This window comes from Streptococcus sp. bf_0095 (assembly GCF_004166885.1).
Taxonomy (GTDB): domain Bacteria; phylum Bacillota; class Bacilli; order Lactobacillales; family Streptococcaceae; genus Streptococcus.
The window spans coordinates 89,801-111,839 of the sequence record NZ_RCYU01000001.1 but is presented as its reverse complement, the minus strand read 5'-3'; the positions used below and the strand labels follow the sequence as shown (position 1 = coordinate 111,839).

General features: G+C 42.4%; 23 protein-coding genes. 8 read left to right on the top strand and 15 right to left on the bottom strand.

Annotated features, from left to right (window positions below):
• The first annotated feature begins 5 nt into the window (after positions 1-5).
• The gene (locus EAI95_RS00630; RefSeq protein WP_129821893.1) at positions 6-638 is read left to right on the top strand and encodes a histidine phosphatase family protein; all 633 of its coding nucleotides are present in this window, start codon (positions 6-8) and stop codon (positions 636-638) included.
• Positions 639-940: 302 nt separating this feature from the next.
• Here the strand turns inward: EAI95_RS00630 and lysS are convergent, their stop codons facing one another.
• From lysS to EAI95_RS00610, 4 genes are all read right to left on the bottom strand, one after another.
• Positions 941-2,431, bottom strand: a complete 1,491-nt coding sequence (gene lysS / locus EAI95_RS00625; RefSeq protein WP_129821892.1) for a lysine--tRNA ligase — start codon at positions 2,429-2,431, stop codon at positions 941-943.
• A 183-nt stretch (positions 2,432-2,614) separates the two neighbouring features.
• Positions 2,615-3,967, bottom strand: a complete 1,353-nt coding sequence (locus tag EAI95_RS00620) for an ABC transporter permease (RefSeq protein ID WP_129821891.1) — start codon at positions 3,965-3,967, stop codon at positions 2,615-2,617.
• Entirely contained in the window at positions 3,967-4,662 is a 696-nt protein-coding gene (locus EAI95_RS00615; protein ID WP_006595919.1) for an ABC transporter ATP-binding protein, read from the bottom strand. The genes EAI95_RS00620 and EAI95_RS00615 overlap by 1 nt, the downstream gene beginning before the upstream one ends.
• Positions 4,646-5,803 (bottom strand): efflux RND transporter periplasmic adaptor subunit, encoded by a 1,158-nt coding sequence (locus EAI95_RS00610; protein ID WP_129821890.1) that lies wholly within the window; start codon positions 5,801-5,803, stop codon positions 4,646-4,648. The genes EAI95_RS00615 and EAI95_RS00610 overlap by 17 nt, the downstream gene beginning before the upstream one ends.
• Before the next feature lie 200 nt (positions 5,804-6,003).
• Here EAI95_RS00610 and gorA point away from each other — a divergent pair, with 200 nt between their 5' ends.
• Positions 6,004-7,353: a glutathione-disulfide reductase gene (gene gorA / locus EAI95_RS00605; protein WP_061564194.1), complete on the top strand. Its 1,350-nt coding sequence runs from the start codon at positions 6,004-6,006 to the stop codon at positions 7,351-7,353.
• Positions 7,354-7,564: 211 nt separating this feature from the next.
• Here gorA and EAI95_RS00600 read toward each other — a convergent pair whose 3' ends face one another.
• Complete coding sequence (locus tag EAI95_RS00600; protein WP_048717387.1) at positions 7,565-8,296, bottom strand: cyclase family protein; 732 nt, start codon at positions 8,294-8,296, stop codon at positions 7,565-7,567.
• Between the two features lie 338 nt (positions 8,297-8,634).
• Positions 8,635-8,847, bottom strand: coding sequence for a YdbC family protein (locus EAI95_RS00590; protein ID WP_006597402.1), 213 nt, complete (start codon positions 8,845-8,847; stop codon positions 8,635-8,637).
• Positions 8,848-8,938: 91 nt separating this feature from the next.
• On the opposite strand from EAI95_RS00590, the gene EAI95_RS00585 reads away from it, so the two are divergent.
• The gene (locus tag EAI95_RS00585) at positions 8,939-9,268 is read left to right on the top strand and encodes a hypothetical protein (protein WP_040803002.1); all 330 of its coding nucleotides are present in this window, start codon (positions 8,939-8,941) and stop codon (positions 9,266-9,268) included.
• A gap of 40 nt (positions 9,269-9,308) precedes the next feature.
• On the opposite strand, the gene EAI95_RS00580 is transcribed toward EAI95_RS00585, so the two are convergent.
• Both EAI95_RS00580 and EAI95_RS00575 read right to left on the bottom strand, forming a co-directional pair.
• Positions 9,309-10,595 (bottom strand): U32 family peptidase, encoded by a 1,287-nt coding sequence (locus EAI95_RS00580; protein ID WP_023023881.1) that lies wholly within the window; start codon positions 10,593-10,595, stop codon positions 9,309-9,311.
• A gap of 162 nt (positions 10,596-10,757) precedes the next feature.
• Positions 10,758-11,687, bottom strand: a complete 930-nt coding sequence (locus EAI95_RS00575; RefSeq protein ID WP_006597381.1) for a peptidase U32 family protein — start codon at positions 11,685-11,687, stop codon at positions 10,758-10,760.
• A gap of 131 nt (positions 11,688-11,818) precedes the next feature.
• On the opposite strand from EAI95_RS00575, the gene EAI95_RS00570 reads away from it, so the two are divergent.
• A complete protein-coding gene (locus EAI95_RS00570) occupies positions 11,819-12,115 on the top strand; it encodes a DUF3270 family protein (protein WP_048689491.1) in 297 nt (98 codons plus the stop codon).
• Positions 12,116-12,490: 375 nt separating this feature from the next.
• Here EAI95_RS00570 and EAI95_RS00565 read toward each other — a convergent pair whose 3' ends face one another.
• From EAI95_RS00565 to EAI95_RS00530, 7 genes are all read right to left on the bottom strand, one after another.
• The gene (locus EAI95_RS00565; RefSeq protein WP_129821889.1) at positions 12,491-12,961 is read right to left on the bottom strand and encodes a YtxH domain-containing protein; all 471 of its coding nucleotides are present in this window, start codon (positions 12,959-12,961) and stop codon (positions 12,491-12,493) included.
• 15 nt (positions 12,962-12,976) lie between these two features.
• The gene (locus tag EAI95_RS00560; protein WP_129821888.1) at positions 12,977-13,360 is read right to left on the bottom strand and encodes a DUF948 domain-containing protein; all 384 of its coding nucleotides are present in this window, start codon (positions 13,358-13,360) and stop codon (positions 12,977-12,979) included.
• Between the two features lie 11 nt (positions 13,361-13,371).
• Complete coding sequence (gene lgt / locus EAI95_RS00555; RefSeq protein WP_129821887.1) at positions 13,372-14,154, bottom strand: prolipoprotein diacylglyceryl transferase; 783 nt, start codon at positions 14,152-14,154, stop codon at positions 13,372-13,374.
• Positions 14,151-15,083, bottom strand: a complete 933-nt coding sequence (hprK, locus tag EAI95_RS00550) for an HPr(Ser) kinase/phosphatase (RefSeq protein WP_023027089.1) — start codon at positions 15,081-15,083, stop codon at positions 14,151-14,153. The genes lgt and hprK overlap by 4 nt, the downstream gene beginning before the upstream one ends.
• A 389-nt stretch (positions 15,084-15,472) precedes the next feature.
• Positions 15,473-15,748, bottom strand: coding sequence for a PspC domain-containing protein (locus EAI95_RS00540; RefSeq protein WP_048689503.1), 276 nt, complete (start codon positions 15,746-15,748; stop codon positions 15,473-15,475).
• A gap of 60 nt (positions 15,749-15,808) precedes the next feature.
• Complete coding sequence (locus tag EAI95_RS00535; protein ID WP_061564199.1) at positions 15,809-16,261, bottom strand: SprT family protein; 453 nt, start codon at positions 16,259-16,261, stop codon at positions 15,809-15,811.
• Positions 16,248-18,374 carry a Tex family protein gene (locus EAI95_RS00530; RefSeq protein ID WP_061564200.1) on the bottom strand — a complete coding sequence of 709 codons (2,127 nt, stop codon included), beginning with the start codon at positions 18,372-18,374 and terminating at the stop codon, positions 16,248-16,250. The genes EAI95_RS00535 and EAI95_RS00530 overlap by 14 nt, the downstream gene beginning before the upstream one ends.
• A gap of 119 nt (positions 18,375-18,493) precedes the next feature.
• Between EAI95_RS00530 and EAI95_RS09940 the strand changes: the two genes are divergently transcribed.
• From EAI95_RS09940 to zwf, 4 genes are all read left to right on the top strand, one after another.
• Positions 18,494-18,640 (top strand): SPJ_0845 family protein, encoded by a 147-nt coding sequence (locus tag EAI95_RS09940; RefSeq protein WP_023023895.1) that lies wholly within the window; start codon positions 18,494-18,496, stop codon positions 18,638-18,640.
• A complete protein-coding gene (locus EAI95_RS00525) occupies positions 18,637-19,542 on the top strand; it encodes a permease (protein WP_023023898.1) in 906 nt (301 codons plus the stop codon). The genes EAI95_RS09940 and EAI95_RS00525 overlap by 4 nt, the downstream gene beginning before the upstream one ends.
• Positions 19,539-20,354 carry a TIGR03943 family protein gene (locus EAI95_RS00520; protein WP_023023901.1) on the top strand — a complete coding sequence of 272 codons (816 nt, stop codon included), beginning with the start codon at positions 19,539-19,541 and terminating at the stop codon, positions 20,352-20,354. Before EAI95_RS00525 ends, EAI95_RS00520 begins: the two co-directional genes overlap by 4 nt.
• Positions 20,355-20,518: 164 nt before the next feature.
• The gene (gene zwf / locus EAI95_RS00515; protein WP_061564201.1) at positions 20,519-21,985 is read left to right on the top strand and encodes a glucose-6-phosphate dehydrogenase; all 1,467 of its coding nucleotides are present in this window, start codon (positions 20,519-20,521) and stop codon (positions 21,983-21,985) included.
• Positions 21,986-22,039 lie beyond the last annotated feature (54 nt).

Here is a 22,039-nt window from a genome sequence, read left to right as displayed (position 1 = left end):
CCAATATGAAATTATATTTTGTCCGTCACGGACGTACTGAGTGGAATGAAGAGGGACGTATCCAAGGGGCAAATGGTGACTCTCCGCTTTTAGAATCTTCCATCCAGCAGTTAAAAGCCTTGGGCCAGCATTTATCTCAAACATACTTTGATGCAGCTTATTCAAGTGACCTGCCTAGAGCTGTCCATACCGCTCAAATCATTCTCGAGCAAAATCAACATCCTATCTCCCTCCAAGAGACTCCTGCTCTACGGGAATGGCGGCTTGGTAGGTTAGAAGGTAGAAAAATTGTGGAGTTGAAGGCTCTCTATCCGGAGGAAATGAAGGCCTTTCGTCATAATTTAGCTGAGTTTCACCACGATATTTTCGGAGCAGAATCCGTTGAAGAAACCACCCAACGGACCGTAAATTTTATCAAAAGTTTAAAAGACAAGTCTGGCGAGGCCATTCTAATTGTTGGCCATGGGGCTAATTTAACCGCTTCTATTCGGAGCCTACTTGGCTATAAAACAGAGGAACTCCGTAAAAACGGTGGCCTCAACAATGCTAGTGTGACCATTTTGACAACAGATGATTTTGAGCACTTTTTCTTAGAAACTTGGAATGATACCTCTTATTTGGAGACTAAAAAACACTGATTGCAAGATAATTATTTTAGAATAGAGGCAAAGTTCATTTAGAAACTTTCCTTAGGTGAATGCGGACGTCAGCGAAATTCGAAGAAGTTCCATGACTTAGTTTTGGACCTAAGGTTCCAAAACTCCCGAGTTCCTGAAACAATTTAGTTTCAGGAACTTTTCTCACTGCGGAAAGTTTTTAATCTTCTTAAATAACAAAAAAATAAAAGATATTTTTTGAAAATCATCTAGTTGTCTTATGTAAAGCAATAGTCTGTATACATTCAAAAACACTGATCTTGTGATCAGTGTTTTCTTTTAGCTTATTTCATAGTTGGGAAGAGCAATACGTCACGGATAGTAGTCGTATCAGTAAGGAGCATGCAGAGACGGTCGATACCGATTCCCAATCCTCCTGTTGGTGGCATACCATATTCAAGAGCTTCTACATAATCGTAGTCAATTCCAGTTGCTTCGTCGTCTCCCAATTCTTTGGCACGTGCCTGCGCTTCGAACCGTTCCAATTGGTCGATTGGATCGTTCAATTCTGTAAAGGCATTAGCATATTCCTTGGTCATGATGAAGAGCTCGAAACGATCTGTGAAACGAGGATCCTCATCATTCTTCTTAGCCAATGGAGATACGGCTACAGGGTGTCCATAGACAAAGGTTGGTTGTGTCAAGGTTTCTTCCACATATTCCTCGAAGAAGGCATTGATAATATGCCCCACTTCAGTGTAGTGTTTTTCAACTGGCACATGTTTTTCTTTGGCAAGGGCTGCTGCTGCTTCAAAGCTCATTTCCTGCCAGAAGTCAACACCAGCAATTTCCTTGATTGCATCCACCATGTGGACACGCTTGAATGGTTCGTTGATCTTGATTTCAGTTCCTTGGTAGTTAACAGGACCATCCCCATGAATGGCTTTCGCAGCGTGTTGGATAATCCCTTCCGTCAAGTCCATAATATCTTGGTAGTCAGCATAGGCTTGATAGACTTCGATGGAGGTGAATTCAGGGTTATGAGTAGCATCCATTCCTTCGTTACGGAAGATACGTCCGATTTCATAGACGCGTTCCATCCCACCAACGATCAAACGTTTCAAGTGAAGCTCGGTCGCAATCCGAAGTACCATGTCAATGTTTTGGGCATTGTGGTGAGTGATAAACGGACGGGCAGATGCTCCACCAGCTTCATTGTGAAGAACAGGCGTTTCTACTTCAAGGAAGCCTTGACCATCCAAGTAACGACGGATTTCTGAGATGATTTTAGAACGGGTTACAAAGCGGTTAAAGCTTTCACGGTTCGAAATCAAATCCAAGTAACGTTTGCGGTAGATGGTTTCCACATCTGAAAGTCCGTGGAATTTTTCAGGCAAGGGACGAAGGGCTTTAGACAAGTGTGTGATGTGAGTAGCTTTGATGGAAAGCTCACCCATGTCAGTCCGCATCACTTCTCCTTCTACCCCAAGGAAATCTCCAAGATCAGCCTTTTTGAAAATTTCATAATTTTCTTCACCGACGGCATCTTTCCGAACGTAAATTTGGATTTGACCTTCACGGTCTTGAAGGTGGGCAAAGCCAACCTTCCCTTTCCCACGTTTGGTTACAAGACGACCCGCAATAATGGCCGTTTCGTTCAAATCATGAAGTTGTTCTTTATCTAATTCTGAATATTTTTCTTTCAATTGACCAGAATCTGCAGTTCGTTCGAATCGCTTTCCAAATGGGTCGATTCCTTGTTCACGAAGGGCCGCCATCTTTTCACGACGGACAATCTGCTGGTCATTTAATTCTTCCATATGTTCAGTAGTCATTTGGAACCTCCTAAGTTATTCTCCCCTATTTTATCATATTTGACGGGGAAATACACTATTCTTGAGCAGGAAAAATGAAAAAAGGAATGGAAGGAAAGGGTTCCTTCTCCCTTTTCCATCACATTCCATTCATTCATAATCAAATTTCACTTCATCCGAGTCAACTATATAGGTCATTCATCCTTATTCATAGCGAAGAGCTTCAATCGGATCGAGTTTTGATGCCTTGCTTGCTGGTAAGATACCAAAGACAATTCCGACACAAGCTGAAAAGATGATACTTCCGATAGCCACTGACATGGAGACGACTGGTGGTCCTTCTAGAGCACCTGCGGCAGCTGTGGCGATGAGGGCATTGACACCATAGGCCAATCCCAGACCGAGAATTCCTCCCATCATGGTCAAGACCATGGATTCGATGAGGAATTGAATCAAGATTTTTCCACGAGTAGCTCCAAGAGCTTTTCTCAGACCGATTTCACGTGTCCGCTCAGTCACAGATACCAACATGATATTCATGACCCCAATCCCACCAACGAGAAGGGAGATTCCTGCAATCGCTCCGATGACTGTTGTCATAATACCGAGCATTTGATTGGTCTGCTCCAAGATACTATCCATGTTAAAGATTTGGAACTCTCCTTGGCGAACTCCCGATAACTCGGTTAATTTTTTCGCCGCTTCGATCCCAGTTGGTTTAATCTGTTTGACATCCGGGATATGCACCACAATAGTAGAAATTTCTTCTGTTCCAAATTCTGAAGCTACTTGGGTATTGGCCATCAAGGCACTTCCTCCAGAAGAAACCCCGTATAATGCTGATCCAGCATTTGGATCCTTGAAGATCCCTACCACCCGATAGTTGTTGTCTCCGACAGCAACCACTTGGTTGAGGGCACTTTCCGTTCCAAACAAGGTCGAAGCTAAGCCTTCATCCAACATGATGACCCGTGAGAAACTCTGATAATCTGAAGGATTTAGTTTTCTTCCTGAAACCAATTCAAATTTTCTTACTGAGAAATAAGTATCATTGACTCCCATGATATTGACCCCTTCAGATTTTTTCTTCTGATAGGAGATAGTGGCATTGGCCGTATTACCAACATAGTAGCCATCAATACCAGGAATCTTGGTTAATTCCTTGACCCATTCTTCTTGAACGACGGGTGGTGTTTCAAGGATTGGGTTGTCAACGTCCTCGCTACTTTCCTCTCCATAGCCAGCTGGCGGTGACATTCCTTGGTCTTCTTCACTGGCAACACCGCCTTCGCCACCACCTTCTGCGCCTCCTTCTTCTGAGACAGGTTCTGGTCCAAGATTAAAACCAGTCATGTAGCCACTCTTTCGGGCGGAATAGGAAATCTGAACATATTGTTGATCCTTGGTAAAGGTCTTAGTCACTCCCGCTTTCATCCCATCTCCGAGAGCCATGATGACAACGACTGAGGCAACCCCGATGATAATCCCTACCATGGTTAAGAACGATCTCATTTTATGTCCCATAATGGAACTAATAGCGAATTTCCAGTTCTGCATCAGGCCCTCCTTTCGTTGCGGCTATCCGAAGAAATCACTCCATCTCGAATGACAATCTGACGTTTGGCATAGGCAGCAATCTCCGTTTCATGGGTCACCATGATAATGGTTTTGCCTTCTTGATTGAGGGCTGTCAAAAGCTCCATAATCTGATCGCCGGTCTTGGAGTCAAGAGCTCCTGTTGGTTCATCCGCTAAGATAATAGAAGGATGATTGACCAAAGCACGCGCGATGGCCACCCGTTGTTTTTGCCCTCCAGACAATTCCGAAGGAAGGTGGTGCATCCGCGTATCTAGCTCAACTTTCTTTAAAAATTGTTCAGCTAATTCTTTTCTTTTAGAAGGATTTACTCCTGCATAAATCAAGGGAAGCTCGACATTTTGAAAAGCATTGAGTTTCGATAGGAGAAAGAATTGTTGGAAGACAAAGCCTATTTGTTCATTGCGAACCTGGGCTAATTTCTTCTCACTAAGATTTCCTACTTCTTCCCCCTCTAGCCTGTACTCACCGCTGGTCGGACGATCCAGAAGACCGATGATATTCATTAGGGTAGATTTCCCAGAACCGGAAGGTCCCATAATAGCTAGAAATTCCCCTTCTTCCACATCTAAATGGATATCCTTTAATACCTGTAGGGTTTGATCGCCATTTTGATAACTTTTATTGATGTTTTTCAGCTCAATCAATTTTGTCATATTTTCCGACCTCTTTCCCATCTTCCAAATCGCCAGAAGGGTTGATGATCACTTGCGCATCTTTCTTCAAACCAGATAAGACTTCTTGATTTTCTGCATCTGCATTTCCTAAGGTAACATTGACTTTTTTAGCCTTGCCAGCTTCAATCGTCCAAACATAGCTTTGATCGCCGTCTGATAAGACACTTGTCACAGGAACTAAAGGATGGATGGTTGAACTTTTTACTTCAATATTGACAGAGAAACCTTGTTTCAAATCACCAATCTCACTGGTAATATCTACCGTAAACGGATATTTAGCTCCCCCTGTTCCTTGTCCAGAACCTGCGGCATTTGCACCAGCCTGACCAGCATCTGTCGGATAGTTGGCAACGTAGCTAATCTTTCCAGTCCATTTTTTTCCAGGATAGACCTTAGAGGTTAAGGTCACTTCTTGACCAACTGAAATGTTGGCTAGATTGTATTCAGACAACTCACCTTTTACTTGAAGGTTACCGTTGCTGACGATATGAACAAGGGTTTGGTTGGTTCCGGTTGTTGATTTGGAAACATCTTTATTGACTTCTACAACCGTTCCATCTGTACTACTTTTTACGGTTGTAGCATCCAACAAGGCCTTGGCTTTTTCCATATTGGCTACTGCATCCGCACGAGCATCGCGCAAATCTCCCACTTGTGTATCCAAGGAGCGTTGGGCTTGAGAGGCCGAACTGCTATCTGCTTCCTCATCCCCTGTTGTATCAATGGTCACTCCATTGGTCAAGAGATCGTTCAATTGACGATCTGCCTTATTGACCGCACGTACCGCCGCGTCATAGGCAGATTGCGCTTCTGTACTACTATATTGAACAATAGCTTGGCCAGCGGTTACTTGATCCCCGACATTCACTAAGATCGATTGCAAATCTCCTTTGGTTCCGTCAAAGTAAATATATTGTTCTTGATTGGCTGTGACCTTACCTGTCAATAGAACAGAGGAAGCAATCGAACCTTCTTTCACGGTTTGTACCATAGGTGTTATATTGACCATTTCTTCAGGGCCACTACTTGATTTTCCAAAAGCAAGCCAGCTCCCCATTCCTACAACTGCTATTGCAGCACCTGTCGCTGTAATAATTTGCCATTTTTTAAATTTCTTCATTTCTTTCCTCCAGTATTCGAAAGCGTTTCAATTTATAAGTTTAGTATATCATATTTCCTCATTTTTCAATTCAGAATCATCTGTTTTGCACGTTTTTTTTGCTATCTTGTTTTCTCCTCCTATTCAACGATGGCAATTTCTTGATTTTTGTAACCTTTGTTGTTACAATGAAAGTGTAAATCAACAAAGGAGTACTAACCATGAAAGAATTTGATATTATCTCCATTGGTGGAGGTAGCGGAGGGATTGCTACCATGAACCGAGCTGGAGAACATGGAGCCCGAGCTGCTGTTATTGAAGAAAAGCAACTAGGTGGGACCTGTGTCAACAAAGGATGTGTCCCTAAAAAAATTATGTGGTATGGCGCCCAAATTGCTGAAGCCATTCGTGATTACGGTCCAGATTATGGGTTTACTTCTGAACAGACCAATTTTGATTTTGCGACCTTAAGAAAAAATCGCGAAGCTTATATTGATCGGGCTCGTTCTTCTTATGATGGCAGTTTTAAACGAAATGGTGTGGAGTATATCCAAGGTCGCGCTCGCTTTGTCGACGCCCATACAGTCGAAGTCAACGGGGAAACCATCAAGGCTAAACACATTGTGATCGCTACAGGGGCTCATGCTTACATCCCAGATCTACCTGGAGCAGACCTAGGAGAAACCTCTGACGATGTCTTTGCTTGGGAAGAACTACCAAAATCAGTTGCCATTATTGGCGCTGGCTACATTGCGGTAGAACTAGCCGGTGTTCTTCATGCCCTTGGTGTTAAGACAGACCTCTTCGTTCGAGGTGATCGTCCTTTAAGAAAGTTTGATTCTTACATTGTCGATGGCTTAATGGAGGAGATGGATAAACAAGGATTGCCTCTCCATCCTCACAAGGTTCCTGTCCGACTCACAAAGGAAGAAAATGGTCAAATCCGAGTCTATTTCGAAGATCAAACATCTTTTGTCGCTGATCATGTCATCTGGGCGACCGGCCGAAAACCAAACGTCCAAGACCTTAATCTAGAAGCCGCAGGTGTCACCTTAAATGAAAAAGGATTCATTGCAGTGGATGAATACCAGAATACGGTTGTTCCTGACATCTATGCTCTTGGAGATGTCACAGGCGAAAAAGAATTAACTCCTGTCGCTATCAAGGCAGGGCGTACCCTATCCGAACGTCTCTTTAATGGAAAAACCGATGCTAAAATGGACTACGCAACCATTCCGACCGTTATCTTTTCCCATCCCGCTATTGGTACAGTCGGTCTCACTCAAGAAGAAGCCGAAAAACAATATGGAAAAGACGCCATCAAGGTCTATACTTCAAGTTTCGCCTCTATGTATTCAGCTGTGACCCAGCATCGTCAGTTGGCTAAATTTAAACTCATCACTGCAGGACCGGAAGAAACCGTTGTCGGTCTCCATGGACTTGGATATGGGGTGGATGAAATGATCCAAGGATTTGCCGTTGCTATCAAGATGGGAGCCACAAAAGCTGATTTCGATGCAACCGTCGCTATTCATCCAACTGGATCCGAAGAATTCGTTACCATGCGCTAATATCAGAAAAGGTTTGTCTGACAAGCCTTTTTCTTCTGTTTTTATTTTAATGGATCATCATTGGAGCTACCATAGTCTAATCTTTCATTTTAACTTTCTTTCCTTACATTTTTGTAAGATAACTAGGTTTGATAAGATAACCATCAGATTCACTAATAGATTTCAACATCCATATAAAAGAGCCTGAAGATACGCTTCAGGCTCTGTTTTTTTAAGGCAAGATAGCAATGGCACGAACAGGTGAACCAGTTGCCTTGTCCCAGTGAGGGAAGGCAATTGAAATCAAGGCACCTACTGCTGGCACTTGATCCAAGTGGTTCAAGACTTCTACTTGGTAGATATTTTGTTCCAAAAGGTAGTATTCATTGACCAAGCCATGCTCTGCTGCTGGAATACCAGCATCTGTGTCAAAGGTTTCATGACCCACAGCCTTAACATGACGTTCATGAATCAAGAATTCTAGAGCTTCACGGCTCCATCCTGGACTTTGTTGAACCCCATTTTCATCGAGGTTACGCATAGCATCTTGATCTGGCCAACGTTTTGACCAATCACTACGGAAGGCAACAAAAGCTCCTTCTACAATTTGTCCATGTTCAGCTTCAAAATCTAAGATATCTTGTTTGCTCAAGATAAAGTTTGGATTGGCTGCTACTTCTTTAGACTTGTCGATAACATAGAGTGGCAAGAGGAGATCTTTTAGGTCAATCTCATCCAACCAACGCCCCCCTTCTACAAAGTGAATCGGTGCATCAATATGTGTTCCGTATTGACCAACTACTGTAAATTTTTGGACATGGAAACCGTCTTTTAATGTGAAAAGGTCTTCTTGTTGCAAGGCAGGAAGAGCTGGGAAGTGTGGGCTTTCTGCATTGATTTGGTGACTCAAGTCCACCCATTTTTTAGCTTGCAATTCTTTATAAATACTTAGTAAATCTGACATATGGATTCCTTTCCTATAAGTGCTACATGGCATAAATGAATAAGGTTATTATAACAGTCCATCCCATCATCCACAATGATTTGCGTTAATCTTGTTTTCTTGAATGGGATATAGTTTCAAACTATAATTATAGAAAGCATCAAAAAAGAGGCTGGGACAAAAGTCCTAGCCTCTCAATTGTCTTTGGATTATCGAGCAAGACGCAGTGGTTGAGTGGGCTCTACCACGCTGATTTCATCAGCTTTTACAGCCCTACTCAACTGTGCGGAGGTGGAACGACGAAATCGAATTCTAACGAATTACCGATTTCTGTCCCACTCTCTTTCTTACTCATCCTATTACTGTTTAAATGCATCTAGCAAAACTTGGAATTCTTCGTTGGTCAAAGTGATCCCCTTGCCCATCTTCGTATGGTCAGGGCTCCAAGTTCGGATATCATACTTGGCAGGTGCTCCATTAAAGCTAACCCGGTTTAACTCCTTGGTCCATCCTTTTTCATTTTCAGATAAGACCAAGAGTTGTTCTTCAATTTCAAAACTAAAATCTGCCATTTCATACTCCTTTTCAATGTCTTTCACCTTAATAATTCGTAAAAAATTTTACAAAATGAATGAAATTTTCTATAATATATTGTATCAACTTATGGAGAATTATGCTATGAAAAGATTTCTTGAGCTTCTCAAGGACAGAGCCAATGAATTTTTCAACGATAAAACCTCTCAACCAGCTCCTTTAGAGGATGGTAAAACGATTCAGATTATTGAACTGGCCCTTCGAAAAAAACAAGGAGTCCATGTCATCTTCCAAAATAAGAGTTTTACAGGCGATATCGTGAAATATGATCAGGAACGAAAACAACTCATTGTCAAGAATTTTAAAAAGAGTATGTCAACCATCATTCGAATTTCTGACATTCAAAAGATTAGTCTCGTTCCACATACGATTCGAATCGCACAACAAAAAACACCGTAAACTTCCAAGCTTGGGAAGCATGCGGTGTTTTTTTTACGTTTTAGGCACGAACCGTTTGGCTGGTTCCATCTTCTTTATAGAGGTTGATCAAGCCTTCTTTAAGAGCACGGATCATATCACCTGGTTCAACTGGTGTTGGCATATGAATGGTCAATAACTCCATCGGATTTGGAGCCCGATCAATTTTATTGCCCTTGGCATCATGCAAATCTTCAATCACCGTTTCAAAATGACGGAACCCAGGTCCATAAAATTCCACTTGGTCTCCTTCATTGATGACATTCCGTTGTCGAATGGTCGCAATTTGCTTGTCCGCATCATAGGCTACCACTTCTCCGACAAACTTGTACTCTGGAATCTTCCGACGAGCCCCAAACAGTTGCTCGTTTTCAGATGGTGTTCCGTAATAGAATCCGGTAGCTAACTCACGTTGGGCTACCTTCCACATCTCATCAATCAAGTCTTGCTTAATCGCTTCAAACTTCTCAGGACTTTCCAAATAAGCATCAACAGCCGCCTTGTAGCAATTCGTTACGGTAGAGACATAGTGAATGGACTTCATCCGACCTTCAATCTTAAGGCTGTCCACTCCATTTTCAATCATATCAGGGATATGGTCAATCATCGACATGTCCACAGCTGACATCGAGAATTCTTCAGGGATTTCCCCTTTGAGACTCTTGCGTTCTTGGCCAAATGGCATATCGTAGAGATCGTACTTCCAACGACAAGATTGGGAACATCCTCCACGGTTGGCATCCCGCATACTCATATGATTGGACAAAGTACAACGGCCAGAGTAGGAAATACACATTGCTCCGTGAACAAAGGCTTCAATTTCAACATCTGTCCGCTTACGAATTTCAGCTAGTTCTGCCATCGAAACTTCCCGAGCCAAAACGACCCGTGTCAAGCCCAAGTCTTTCCAAAACTCGAGAGTTTCATAGTTAGTCGCACTAGCTTGAGTAGAGAGGTGAATTTCCAAGCCAGGTGCTTCTGTCGCTGCGATGGTAATCAAGGCAGGGTCTGAAACAATGACCGCTGCGATTCCGATATCCCGTAAGCGACGAAACCATTCACCAGCTCCAACTTCATTTCCTTCATGCATGACCATATTGGCTGCAACATAGACCTTGGCTCCATACTTGGCCGCAAATTGGACTCCTTCTTCCATTTGCTCGAAAGTGAAGTTCCCTGCACGGCTACGAAGACCATAGGCCTGACCACCGATGAAGACAGCATCCGCACCATAGCGCACAGCAACCTTTAGTTTTTCAAGTGTTCCCGCAGGTGATAGAACCTCAGGACGTTTCAATTGTTTTGTCATCATATCTCCTAGTATATTACAAGTATATTAGTTAGATTATCAATCTTGTCTATTTTATAGCAAATCCAGTCGAAAGGCAATGGTTTGGGAATTGTTTTGACAATTCTCATTCTTTACCATCACTAAAAAGGAAGGCCCGCACTCCTGGCAGGCTTTTCTCCTTTATTTAACCATGTCTGGATCGTAATCATAAAATCCAGTGTCAAGGAAACGATTCTTAGGATGCAATTGGTGAATCTGCTCATCCAATAAGAAGGCTTGATCAGATGTGAAAGTCCCAGCTTCTAGAAGCTCACGTGCTTTCACAAAACACTTGGCAATTTCCACAAAGTTTTGACCAGGTGTATAAATCCCCTCTAACTTCCAGTGGGTGAAACCATGCTCCACTAACTCAGAGAGTTTGGTCATCAAATCCAGGTCATTATTGGCAAAAATATGAGTTCCATGCTTGTCCTCAAAGATAGAATAGTGGCTTTCTGGATCTCCTGGTTCTGCCAAAAAGAGATCGCGCTCTCTCGTCTTTTCGTCATCGATGTGCGTAAAATTGTAGTAATTCTGCAAAAGAGGGCGTTTGGAATGATGAATCACACTGGCCCCATAAACCAATACTTCAGCAGGAATCTCTAAGATTTCTGGCATCTTGAAAAGCTCTGCAGATGGGATTTCTCGAGCAAGAACTGCTTCTGAAGCACCAGCCTTTTGTCCCCAGAAATTGATCTGACGGCTACTTGTCACCATGGTAGAAGCATCATAAATGGTTTTAAAGCTGTAGCCATCCCGCTTCAATACATAAAAGACGCCTGCATCTCCTACCGTGATATAATCGACGTTAATCGAAGCAAGGAAATCTAAAAATGGTTTGATACGATCCATCATGTCTTGGTGCATCAAGGCATTGACAGCCACTGTCATTTCCTTACCTGCCGCATGGACTAGATCAGAAATTCGACTTAATTCGTCATACGAGAAAGTGTGAGGAAGTCGTAATCCAAATTCCTTTTCTCCGACATAAATACGGTCCACACCTACTTCTAGAAGGGCTTGAACCTGTTCAATACTTTCAGCTGTAGCTGTAATAATTATCTTTTTCATGAAAACTATTATACCAAAAAAGTCATTTTGCTCTCTAAATTTCTTAATTTTGTAAAAATTGTAACAGTTTTGTAACATTTCTATGCTTGAAAACGTGTTAAAATAATAGAGTACTGTTAGGAGAGAGAAATATGCCCGCAAGAAAACTTAGAGTTGTTGAAGAATACGACTATGTCGAAGTCCCTCTTCAACAAGAGAATACAACAACTAATTATGATTTTAACCTTGATACTGAACCAGCTCCGCAATTAAGTGAGCTACTATTTTTCCTTAATATTGCTGTGTTTTGTGTCTTAACTGTTTTATTTAGTTTCGTCTTTTTATCAATGAAGATGAATACCTTCTTTGCTTTTGCCTCAGCAATTGCTTGTAGTTTGGGAAGTATCCAAGCTTTCCGCATTTTCCAGTTAAAACGGAAACAGGACTAAGATTACATTTTTAGCCTCCTTCGGGAGGCTTTTTGGCATTTCCCATCCTCGTTTGTCGTTTCATAAAAGAAATCCCTCACCATTGGTGAGGGATTTTTGAATATTGACTAACCATTGTGTTACATAAAACAGCTTGACGATTTTCAAAAAATGACTTTTACTTTTTTAGCCATTTGAGAAGATTAAAAACTTTCCGCTGTGAGAAAAGTGCCTGAAACAAAGTTGTTTCAGGCACTCGGGAGTTTTGAGACCTTAGGCTCAAAACTAAGTCATGGAACTTCTTCGAAGTTCGCTGACGTCCGTACTCACCTAAGGGAAGTTTTTCAGAAGACTTTATCTTCAATTTGAATCCCTCACCAATGGTGAGGGATTATTTTATTCTTCTTCAACAGCTGTTTCTTTGATCTCTTCTTCCACTTCTGGAAGAGCTGTTTCTTCTTCTAATTCAAGGACAATCTCTTCACTTTCTTTTTCCTGTTTAGGCTGGAAAGGACTTGCTTGATTGCCGGTCTTTTGCTGGATTTTTTCCTTAATCGTTTGGATAGCATCTTGTGAAAATTCTACCACATCCTGCGTCTTATCTTTCACTGTCTCGATAACAGTGTCTTTGTTGATCTCACCACTTTCAACTTTTTCCTTGGTTTGCTGAATAGCGTCTGATGCTTGCTTGGATAGTTCAATCGCAGATTGTTTCACAGAATCATGAACTTCTTGTGGATTTTCTTGGTATTCTTTTACAAAACCTTTGACTTTCCCAGTCAACTCTTTCCCTTTTTCTGTTGTTAGGAAGTAGGCAACAGATGCGCCAGTGATCGTTCCAATTAATAATGATGATAAACGTCCCATAAGGTACCTCTTTTCTTATTTAAATAATTTCATAGCCATGCGAGCTGCCTTTAATCCGACAGATGTTTTAACGGTTTTCCCACCAACTACGACAGCTTTTTTGCTAATCTGACGCGCTTGATCATTCAGATCTGATACAGATACAGACAAATCTGCCACTGCAGTGAAGAGTGGATCAATGGTTGCAACTTTTTGATTCAAATCTTCTGTCAAAACATTCACTTTTGCTAACAACTCATTGGTTTGGTATAAGGTTACATTCACATCTGATGTCAAGGTCTTAATCGTTACCTGAGTCTCATCTACAACTTTTCCAATCTTTGAAAACAAGATAATCAAGTAGATGACCAAAACTACTAAAGCTAACCCTAAAAGCCCATAGGCAATTTCAATAAACATTTCTTTTCTCCTTAATCTATTTCCGTTCTATAAAATGGTGCATTCTTTTTTCGTTGATAGATCATGATGCTGATTCCAAGTAGGATGAGGATCAGGGAAAGCCATTGTGAAACTCGAATTCCCAAAAACATCAAGCTATCTGTCCGCATTCCTTCAATAATCATTCGACCAAAGCCATACCAGATCAGATAGAAAGCAGTAATTTCGCCTTTTCTCAAAAGTTTCGGACGACGACGCAAGTAAAGAATCAGCACAAAACCAAGCAAGTTCCAACAAGATTCATATAAGAAGGTCGGTTGACGGTAATGTCCATCAATAAACATCTGATTCCGAATGAAAGAAGGTAAATAATCTAAATTCTTAACAATGGCTCCGTAGGCTTCTTGGTTAACAAAATTGCCCCAACGGCCAATACTTTGAGCAATCATGACACTCGGTGCAGCGATATCTAAAAAATCAACCGGGTCAATCAAACGACTTCGTGAAAATAGGTAGAGGACTAGAGCCCCTGCCAGGAGTCCACCATAGATAGCGATCCCACCGTTCCATACGGCAAAAATCTCTCCTGGATTTTCCCTGAAATATGACCATCGAAAAATAACATAGTAGAGACGGGCCCCTATGATCGCTACTGGAAAAGCAATCAGAATGAAATCAATGATATCGTCTGACTCTATCCCTTTACGAGGTGCTTCTTTCATAGACAGGATGACTGCCAAAAGGAGACCGAGGATAATACAAATCGCATACCAACGGATACTAAAGGGACCGAGTTGAATAGCTACTGGATTCATACTTTCACCTCATTTTGATCAATCAACTGGGTCAATCGATCTTCAAAGGTTTTAGTAGCATCATATCCCATTTCTTTGGCGCGGTAGTTCATCGCTGCTGCTTCAATGACAACGGAAATATTACGACCTGTCTTAACAGGGATGCGAATTCTTGGAATAGTCACTCCACAGAACTCAATTTCTTCTGCATTATTGCCAAGACGATCGTAGGTTTGTTCCTTGGTGTAGTTTTCTAAATAGACCGCGATTTGAACCTGTGAAGAATCTTTCACAGCACTGGCACCATAGAGACTCATAACATCAATGATCCCTACTCCCCGAATCTCTAGCATATGACGTAGAATTTCAGCAGGCTCACCCCACAAGGTCATCTCATCACGGGCGAAGACATCTACCCGGTCATCTGCTACCAAACGATGCCCTCGTTTGACGAGCTCTAAACCAGTCTCACTCTTCCCGATTCCACTATCTCCTTGGATCAGAACCCCCATGCCATAGATATCCATCAAGACACCATGGACACTAGTTCTTTCCGCAAGGAGAGAATCTAGGTAGCTTGATAGTTCACCAGATAGGCGACTAGTTGGAACGCGACTGCTTAAAATCGCGATTTGCTTTTCCTCTGCAGCACGGAGCATTTCTTCAGGAACCTCTAGATCCCGCGCGATGATGAGTACCGGTGTTTCCGGCTGGAACATCTTTCTCAAAACTTGGTGACGATTGTGGGAGGTCATCTTGATGAGGTAAGACCACTCTTTCATCCCAACCAATTGAATTCGTTCTGGAGTATAGTAATCAAAATATCCTGTCATTTCAAGTCCAGGACGTGAAATATCTGCCGTTGTGATTTCTTTTTCAAATAGGCTTTCATTGCCGTACACAACCTTCAAACGAAGCTTATCAATTAAATCTCGGACTGTTATTGCCATAGGCTTCTCCCTTTTTGTTTTCTCTTACTATTATAGCAAATTATCCCAGGTAAGACTTGCTCAAGCATCTTTTTTTAGTATCAAAACTGATGCTATTATTCTCACACTCATTCCAGTACTCTTTGATGTTTCTCTTTATCCTTGTTATCCCATATTTCTATCGTTTCTTCATTTGAAAAAAAAGATGAGAGTGGGACAGAAATCGGTAATTCGTTAGAATTCGATTTCGTCGTCCCACCTCCGCACAGTTGAGTAGGGCTGTAAAAGCTGATGAAATCAGCGTAGTAGAGCTCACTCAACCACTGCGTCTTGCTCGATAATCCAAAGACAATTGAGAGGCTAGGACTTTTGTCCCAGCCTCACATTCTTATTCGATTCATGAAAATTCTTTAAAAGAATGGATCATCGTCTTTGATTACTTGTGCATCCTTCCGTTTGCGAGGTCCGAGGCCATACTTTTCTCTTTCAAGATCTTCTTTATACGGCAAGGAGAAGGCACATAGGCAATAAATAGCCAAGCCTACAAGCCCATAAGCATGAAAGATACTAAAGAGCACAAAGAGAAAACGCAATAGGTTTGCATCGAGCCCAAATCGATCCGCTAGTCCAGCAAATACTCCGAAAACGATTCTGCCTCGACGTAATTTATAAAAAGTTGGATTCAAGGGCATACCTCCTATTATTTTAGAACAGTATATCCCGAAATCAAGTCACTGTCATCCGACTCAAGGCCGATTTCCTGGATCAATTGTCCCTTGATACTTAAGTAGTCCTCGACACCGACCACAGCGGTACTTTTGCAGATCAATCTGCCGCTTTCTCCTGAATTCTTGCCCACAGCTCGTACAAACATAAATCTTATAGTTTCCCTTATCAACTGAAGGGGCATACCGCAAGCCGTCTACCTTTTTGAGTAAGGCCTTGAAATCTTGATCCTGGTGGCGATAGCCCTTTTTCATATAGTAGAGATGGTAGTGACACAACTCATGACGGACAATCTTTCGAAAAATCTCCCAGCCAAATCTTTCTAGGATTCTAGGATTGAAATCCAGATGACCATCTTTAGGAAAGAAGCGACCGCCGGTCGAACGCAAGCGAGGGTTCCAGATCGCTTGGTGAAGAAAAGGGTGACCAAAATCTTCCAGCGATACTTCTTGAACGTATTTAGTCAGATTCATGTGGTGCCAAGAGGGAAAGATTCACTTTTTCCCGTTCTAAATCAATCTTGTAGACCCAAACGGTCACTAGGTCGCCAACTGAAACAACTTGACTTGGATGCTTGATAAATTGCTGACTCATCTGTGAAATGTGGATCAAACCATCTTCATGAATCCCAATATCGACAAAGGCTCCAAAGTCAACAACATTGCGGACAACTCCTTCTAGTTTTTGACCAATCTTCAAGTCTTTCAAATCAAGAACATCCTGGCGAAGGACAGGAGCATCAAAAGAATCACGTAAATCGCGACCTGGTTTGAGAAGATCTGCGACAATATCTTTCAAGGTTTCAGGGCCAATTTCAAGTTCCTGGGCCATAGAAACCGTGTCAATTTGTTTCAACTTGGCTTGGGCCTCTTCATCCATCTCCTTGATGCCTAGTAAGGTAAAGAGCTTCTTCACTGCAGGGTAACTTTCTGGATGGACCCCTGTCCGATCGAGGAAATTCTCACTTTCTGGGATCCGTAAGAAACCAGCTGCTTGTTCAAAAGCCTTGGCTCCCAGACGAGGAACCTTTTTAATCTGTGCCCGAGAAGTGATCAACCCTTCTTCTTCCCGGTACTTCACGATGTTCTCAGAAATGGTTTTATTGAGACCAGCCACGTGAGACAAGAGGGCTGGACTAGCAGTGTTAATATTAACTCCGACTTGGTTTACCACGGTATCGACTACGAAATCAAGGCTTTCAGATAATTTCTTCTGGCTGACATCATGCTGGTACTGGCCGACTCCGATAGATTTTGGATCAATCTTAACCAACTCAGCCAGTGGATCCTGCAAACGACGGGCAATGGAGATGGCTGAGCGCTTTTCAACTGTCAGTTCTGGAAACTCATGGCGAGCCAATTCACTAGCTGAATAGACAGATGCCCCGCTCTCGTTCACAATGACATAGCTGACATTTGGAACTTCCTTGAGAACTTCCGCAACAAAGGCTTCGCTCTCTCGACTAGCCGTCCCGTTCCCAATCGCAATGATTTCCACGCCGTATTGACGAATCAGCCGTTTCAGTTCTTCTTTGGCCGCTTCAATTTGTGCTGGTTTAGCCGGCGCAACAGGGTAAATCACCTGGGTGGTCAACATCTTTCCTGTCTGATCGACAACAGCTAATTTAGCTCCTGTCCGAAAAGCTGGGTCAAATCCCAAGACCACGCGCCCCTTGAGGGGAGCAATCAGCAAAAGGTGTCGAAGATTTTCAGAGAAAAGCTGAATGGCTCCATCTTCTGCCACTTCTGTCAGTTCTGTCCGAATTCGACGCTCCATAGCTGGTAGCATTTTCTTTTTCAGAGCCTGGTTAATGACTTCTTCAATGTAGCTATTCTTCGATTTAAATCGGGCTTCAAAGTGACGAATCAAACGGTCTACAGGATGCTCAAATCCAACCTTTAATACCCCTAATTTCTCTCCACGGTTTAAGGCCAGGGTTCGGTAGCCCTGCATGTTTGCAATCTTCTCAGAAAAATCATAATAGATTTGGAAGACTTGCTTCTCGTCTTTGCTTTCATCCTTCAAGCTAGAGGTGATCAAAGAGTGTTTGCGAATCTCCTGGTAGGTAAGGTTGCGCAATTGTGGGTCTTCTGCAATGGCTTCGACCAAAATATCGATTGCTCCAGAGATTGCATCCTTTACAGTTGGAAATCCTTCAGATAGGAATTCTTCTGCTGCTGTTTCCAAGTCCTTTTGATCTTGCAGAATCATCCGAGCAAGTGGAAAAAGTCCTGCCTCACGCGCAATGGTTGCCTTGGTCCGGCGTTTTTCCTTGTAGGGAAGATACAATTCTTCCACATCCGCCAATTTTTCAGCTTGCTCAATCGCTTCTTTTAAGGCTGGGGTCAGTTTCCCAAGCTCTTCAATCTTAGCGAGAACAGTTTCTTTCCGATCAGCTAAGGCTGTTAAAGACTTGTCCATGTCGATAATAGCTTTGATGGCTACTTCATCTAAATTACCCGTAGCATCTTTCCGATACCGAGCGATAAAGGGGATGGTGGATCCCTCTGCTGTTAAGGTCAAAACAGTATCAATCTGTTTGAGACTGACGCCCAATTCTTGGGCTATTTTTTCATATTTTTCCATAGCTTCTATTATACCATAGAAGGCCTTCTATACTGCTTTTTCATCTTACTTTTGGACTTGATTTTCCCCTCTTTTTTGAGAATTTGATATAATGAGAAAAAAAGAAAAGGAGACCTATCATGGCGATTAAATTTTCAAAAACAGACGATTTAGACAAACTCTTTGAGGAATTTGCTGTCTTCCCAGATCCCCCTCAAGTCACTTTACCAGATGACAAGAAGAATGAGAAAGCAGGGGAAAAAGAGCAGAAGGATTCTAACAAATGAGTTTCTTCCAACAACTGCCAACCAGTGTCCTTCAGGCTGGAGCGATTTTTCTTTCGATTATGATTGAAGCCCTTCCCTTTGTTTTAATTGGAAGTATCATTTCAGGGGCGATTGATGTCTACATTACCCCTGAAAAAGTCTACCGAGCCCTTCCCAAAAATAAATGGGGGAGAATTCTATTTGGGACCTTGATTGGCTTTATTTTCCCTTCCTGTGAGTGTGGTATCGTCCCCATCATCAATCGCTTTTTAGAGAAGAAGGTACCTAGCTATACAGCTGTGCCCTTCCTAGTGACAGCCCCGGTTATTAATCCCATTGTCCTCTTTGCCACTTATTCTGCCTTTGGCAATTCTATTCAAATGGCTCTCTTACGAGCGATCGGCTCTATCCTGGTGGCGACTGTTCTGGGAATTTTCCTAGGTTTTTTCCAAACAGCTTCTATTCAACGGGCCAACCGCAAGGAAGTCCATCTTCATGACTTTTCAAAACTATCTGCCGGTCAACGCTTCTTCCAAGTGTTTGTGCAGGCCATTGACGAGTTTTTCGACACTGGACGCTATCTGGTCTTCGGTTGTTTATTTGCCAGTGTGGTTCAGGTTTATGTGCCAACTCGCGTGCTAACTTCTATTTCAGCGACGCCACTCCTAGCCATACTCCTCCTTATGCTTCTCTCCTTCCTCCTCTCCTTGTGTAGTGAGGCGGACGCTTTTATCGGCTCTTCCCTTCTCTCGAGTTTTGGCTTAGCTCCCGTTTTAGCCTTTCTGGTTATCGGACCTATGTTAGACGTCAAGAACCTCTTGATGATGAAGAATTATCTGACCAATCGCTTTATTGTCCAATTCATTAGCATCGTCAGTCTCGTTGTCTTGGTTTATGCTTGGTTTGTGGGGGTGGTCCTATGATTCGATTTCTCATTTTAGCAGGCTATTTCGAAATTACTATGTATTTGCAGCTTTCTGGTAAGCTCAACCAATACATTAATATGCATTATTCCTATTTAGCCTATATCTCTATGATTCTTTCCTTCCTCTTGGCTGTCGTCCAGCTCTATATTTGGATGAAGAATCTGCCCGTTCATAGTCACCTCACCAGTAAAAAAGCCAAAGTCATGAGTATTCTTCTGCTCCTGATTCCCTTGATTGTAGGGATTGGATTCCCGACAGTGACCTTGGATTCCCAAACGGTTTCAGCCAAGGGCTATCATTTTCCCATCGCGGCTGGCTCTTCCAAAGATATTCAAAATGATGAGGGCACAACCAACCAATACCTCAAGCCAGATACTAGCAGTTATTTTACCAAGTCTGCTTATGAATCTGAGATGAGGGCTGCAGCCAAGAAGTACCTCAAGCAAGATCATATCCAGATCACGACAGAAAACTATATGGAAGTCATGGAAGTGATCTACGACTATCCAGATGAATTTGCTGGAAAAACCTTTACCCTAACCGGCTTCATTTATAAGGATCCCCAGGATCCGGGCAGTCAGTTCCTCTTCCGTTTTGGAATTATCCACTGTATCGCTGATTCAGGAGTCTATGGTTTGTTAACCAAAGGAGCCTCCCAAACCTATGACGATAACACCTGGGTCCAGGCGACTGGAACTCTCAAGATCCAATACCATAAACAACTTGGCCAAAGCCTTCCTGTCTTAGACATAGAGGAAGCTCACTCAGTAGAAAAACCTACTAATCCCTATGTCTATCGAGTCTTCTAAAGGCTACTAAACATTACTCGGTTGTGACCTTTCGGTCCAACCTTTTTTCGTGGTTTCTTCCCTCATCCTTCTCTATGAAACTCAGAATCCTTTTACTTTCAAAGAGAAATTTTCTGAATTTTATGGTAGAATATGGTTTATCAAGTTAGAAAATAGGTATGAACATGTCCTCAAAAGTAATTGTAACCATTTTCGGGGCCAGTGGAGATCTAGCCCACCGCAAGCTCTATCCTTCCCTTTTTAGACTCTATAAAACTGGAAATCTTTCAGAGCATTTCGCAGTGATTGGAACTGCTCGTCGTCCTTGGAGCAAAGAATACTTTGAATCCGTTGTCGTTGAATCCATTTCGGATTTAGCAGACAGTCCTGAACAGGCGCAGGAATTTGCCAGTCATTTTTACTATCAAAGTCACGATGTTAATGACACGGAGCACTACATCAAGCTTCGTGAACTTCAAAATCAGCTCAATGACACCTACCAAGCTGAGCATAATAAACTCTTCTTCCTATCCATGGCACCTCAATTCTTTGGTACAATTGCCAAACATTTGAAATCTGAAGGCATTGTGGATGGAAAAGGCTTTGAGCGTTTGATCGTTGAAAAACCATTTGGAACGGATTTAGAAACAGCTAGTCAGCTCAACAAAGAACTGGAAGAAACCTTTGAAGAAGAGCAAATTTTCCGGATTGACCATTACCTCGGTAAAGAAATGATCCAGTCCATCTTTGCCCTCCGCTTTGCCAACCTAATTTTTGAAAACATCTGGAATCGTGACTATATCGACAATGTTCAAATCACTTTTGCAGAACGACTAGGAGTCGAAGAACGTGGTGGCTACTATGATGAATCTGGTGCCCTCCGCGACATGGTCCAAAACCATACCCTTCAACTGCTTTCTCTTTTAGCTATGGACAAACCAGCTTCCTTCACCAAGGAAGACATCCGTAAAGAGAAGGTGAAAGTCTTTGAACAATTGGTCAACCCATCTGATGAAGAATTAAAGAAACAATTTATCCGAGGTCAATACCGTTCTGGAAAAATTCAAGGGAAAAAGGACATCTCTTACCGTAGTGAACCAAATGTCAACCCTGAATCCATGACCGAGACCTTTGCCTCTGGAGCCTTCTTTGTGGATAGCGATCGCTTCCGTGGAGTACCTTTCTTCTTCCGTACAGGAAAACGTCTGACCAAAAAGGGTACCCATGTCAATGTCGTCTTCAAACAAATGGACTCTATTTTTGGTCAGGAAATTGCACCAAACGTGCTTACCATCTACATTCAACCAAATGAAGGTTTCTCTCTCAGTGTCAACGGAAAAGAAGTTGGCGAGCAGTTCCAGATTGCTCCCATTTCCTTCGACTATGTAACAGAAGCTACTGCAACTGGTGCTTCTCCAGAGCCTTACGAAAAGTTGATCTATGATGTCTTGAACAATGACTCAACCAACTTCAGCCACTGGAATGAAGTTAGAGCCTCTTGGCAGTTAATTGACCGAATCGAACACCTGTGGGCTGAAAATCAAGTCCCTCTTCATGAATATAAATCTGGAACCATGGGACCTCAAGCTTCCTTTGACCTCTTGAAGGATTACAATGCGGAATGGGTCTGGCAACCAGCAATTGAAGAATAAATTGTCCGACTGACTAAAAGTGCAACAAAAAAACTCATCTCTTTCTTGAGATGA

Excerpts from the sequence above, each read along its gene's own strand:
- EAI95_RS00630 (WP_129821893.1), top strand. The coding sequence starts at position 6 with ATGAAATTATATTTTGTCCGTCACGGACGTACTGAGTGGAATGAAGAG.
- lysS (WP_129821892.1), bottom strand. The coding sequence starts at position 2,431 with ATGACTACTGAACATATGGAAGAATTAAATGACCAGCAGATTGTCCGT.
- EAI95_RS00620 (WP_129821891.1), bottom strand. The coding sequence starts at position 3,967 with ATGCAGAACTGGAAATTCGCTATTAGTTCCATTATGGGACATAAAATG.
- EAI95_RS00615 (WP_006595919.1), bottom strand. The coding sequence starts at position 4,662 with ATGACAAAATTGATTGAGCTGAAAAACATCAATAAAAGTTATCAAAAT.
- EAI95_RS00610 (WP_129821890.1), bottom strand. The coding sequence starts at position 5,803 with ATGAAGAAATTTAAAAAATGGCAAATTATTACAGCGACAGGTGCTGCA.
- gorA (WP_061564194.1), top strand. The coding sequence starts at position 6,004 with ATGAAAGAATTTGATATTATCTCCATTGGTGGAGGTAGCGGAGGGATT.
- EAI95_RS00600 (WP_048717387.1), bottom strand. The coding sequence starts at position 8,296 with ATGTCAGATTTACTAAGTATTTATAAAGAATTGCAAGCTAAAAAATGG.
- EAI95_RS00590 (WP_006597402.1), bottom strand. The coding sequence starts at position 8,847 with ATGGCAGATTTTAGTTTTGAAATTGAAGAACAACTCTTGGTCTTATCT.
- EAI95_RS00585 (WP_040803002.1), top strand. The coding sequence starts at position 8,939 with ATGGAGAATTATGCTATGAAAAGATTTCTTGAGCTTCTCAAGGACAGA.
- EAI95_RS00580 (WP_023023881.1), bottom strand. The coding sequence starts at position 10,595 with ATGACAAAACAATTGAAACGTCCTGAGGTTCTATCACCTGCGGGAACA.
- EAI95_RS00575 (WP_006597381.1), bottom strand. The coding sequence starts at position 11,687 with ATGAAAAAGATAATTATTACAGCTACAGCTGAAAGTATTGAACAGGTT.
- EAI95_RS00570 (WP_048689491.1), top strand. The coding sequence starts at position 11,819 with ATGCCCGCAAGAAAACTTAGAGTTGTTGAAGAATACGACTATGTCGAA.
- EAI95_RS00565 (WP_129821889.1), bottom strand. The coding sequence starts at position 12,961 with ATGGGACGTTTATCATCATTATTAATTGGAACGATCACTGGCGCATCT.
- EAI95_RS00560 (WP_129821888.1), bottom strand. The coding sequence starts at position 13,360 with ATGTTTATTGAAATTGCCTATGGGCTTTTAGGGTTAGCTTTAGTAGTT.
- lgt (WP_129821887.1), bottom strand. The coding sequence starts at position 14,154 with ATGAATCCAGTAGCTATTCAACTCGGTCCCTTTAGTATCCGTTGGTAT.
- hprK (WP_023027089.1), bottom strand. The coding sequence starts at position 15,083 with ATGGCAATAACAGTCCGAGATTTAATTGATAAGCTTCGTTTGAAGGTT.
- EAI95_RS00535 (WP_061564199.1), bottom strand. The coding sequence starts at position 16,261 with ATGAATCTGACTAAATACGTTCAAGAAGTATCGCTGGAAGATTTTGGT.
- EAI95_RS00530 (WP_061564200.1), bottom strand. The coding sequence starts at position 18,374 with ATGGAAAAATATGAAAAAATAGCCCAAGAATTGGGCGTCAGTCTCAAA.
- EAI95_RS09940 (WP_023023895.1), top strand. The coding sequence starts at position 18,494 with ATGGCGATTAAATTTTCAAAAACAGACGATTTAGACAAACTCTTTGAG.
- EAI95_RS00525 (WP_023023898.1), top strand. The coding sequence starts at position 18,637 with ATGAGTTTCTTCCAACAACTGCCAACCAGTGTCCTTCAGGCTGGAGCG.
- EAI95_RS00520 (WP_023023901.1), top strand. The coding sequence starts at position 19,539 with ATGATTCGATTTCTCATTTTAGCAGGCTATTTCGAAATTACTATGTAT.
- zwf (WP_061564201.1), top strand. The coding sequence starts at position 20,519 with ATGTCCTCAAAAGTAATTGTAACCATTTTCGGGGCCAGTGGAGATCTA.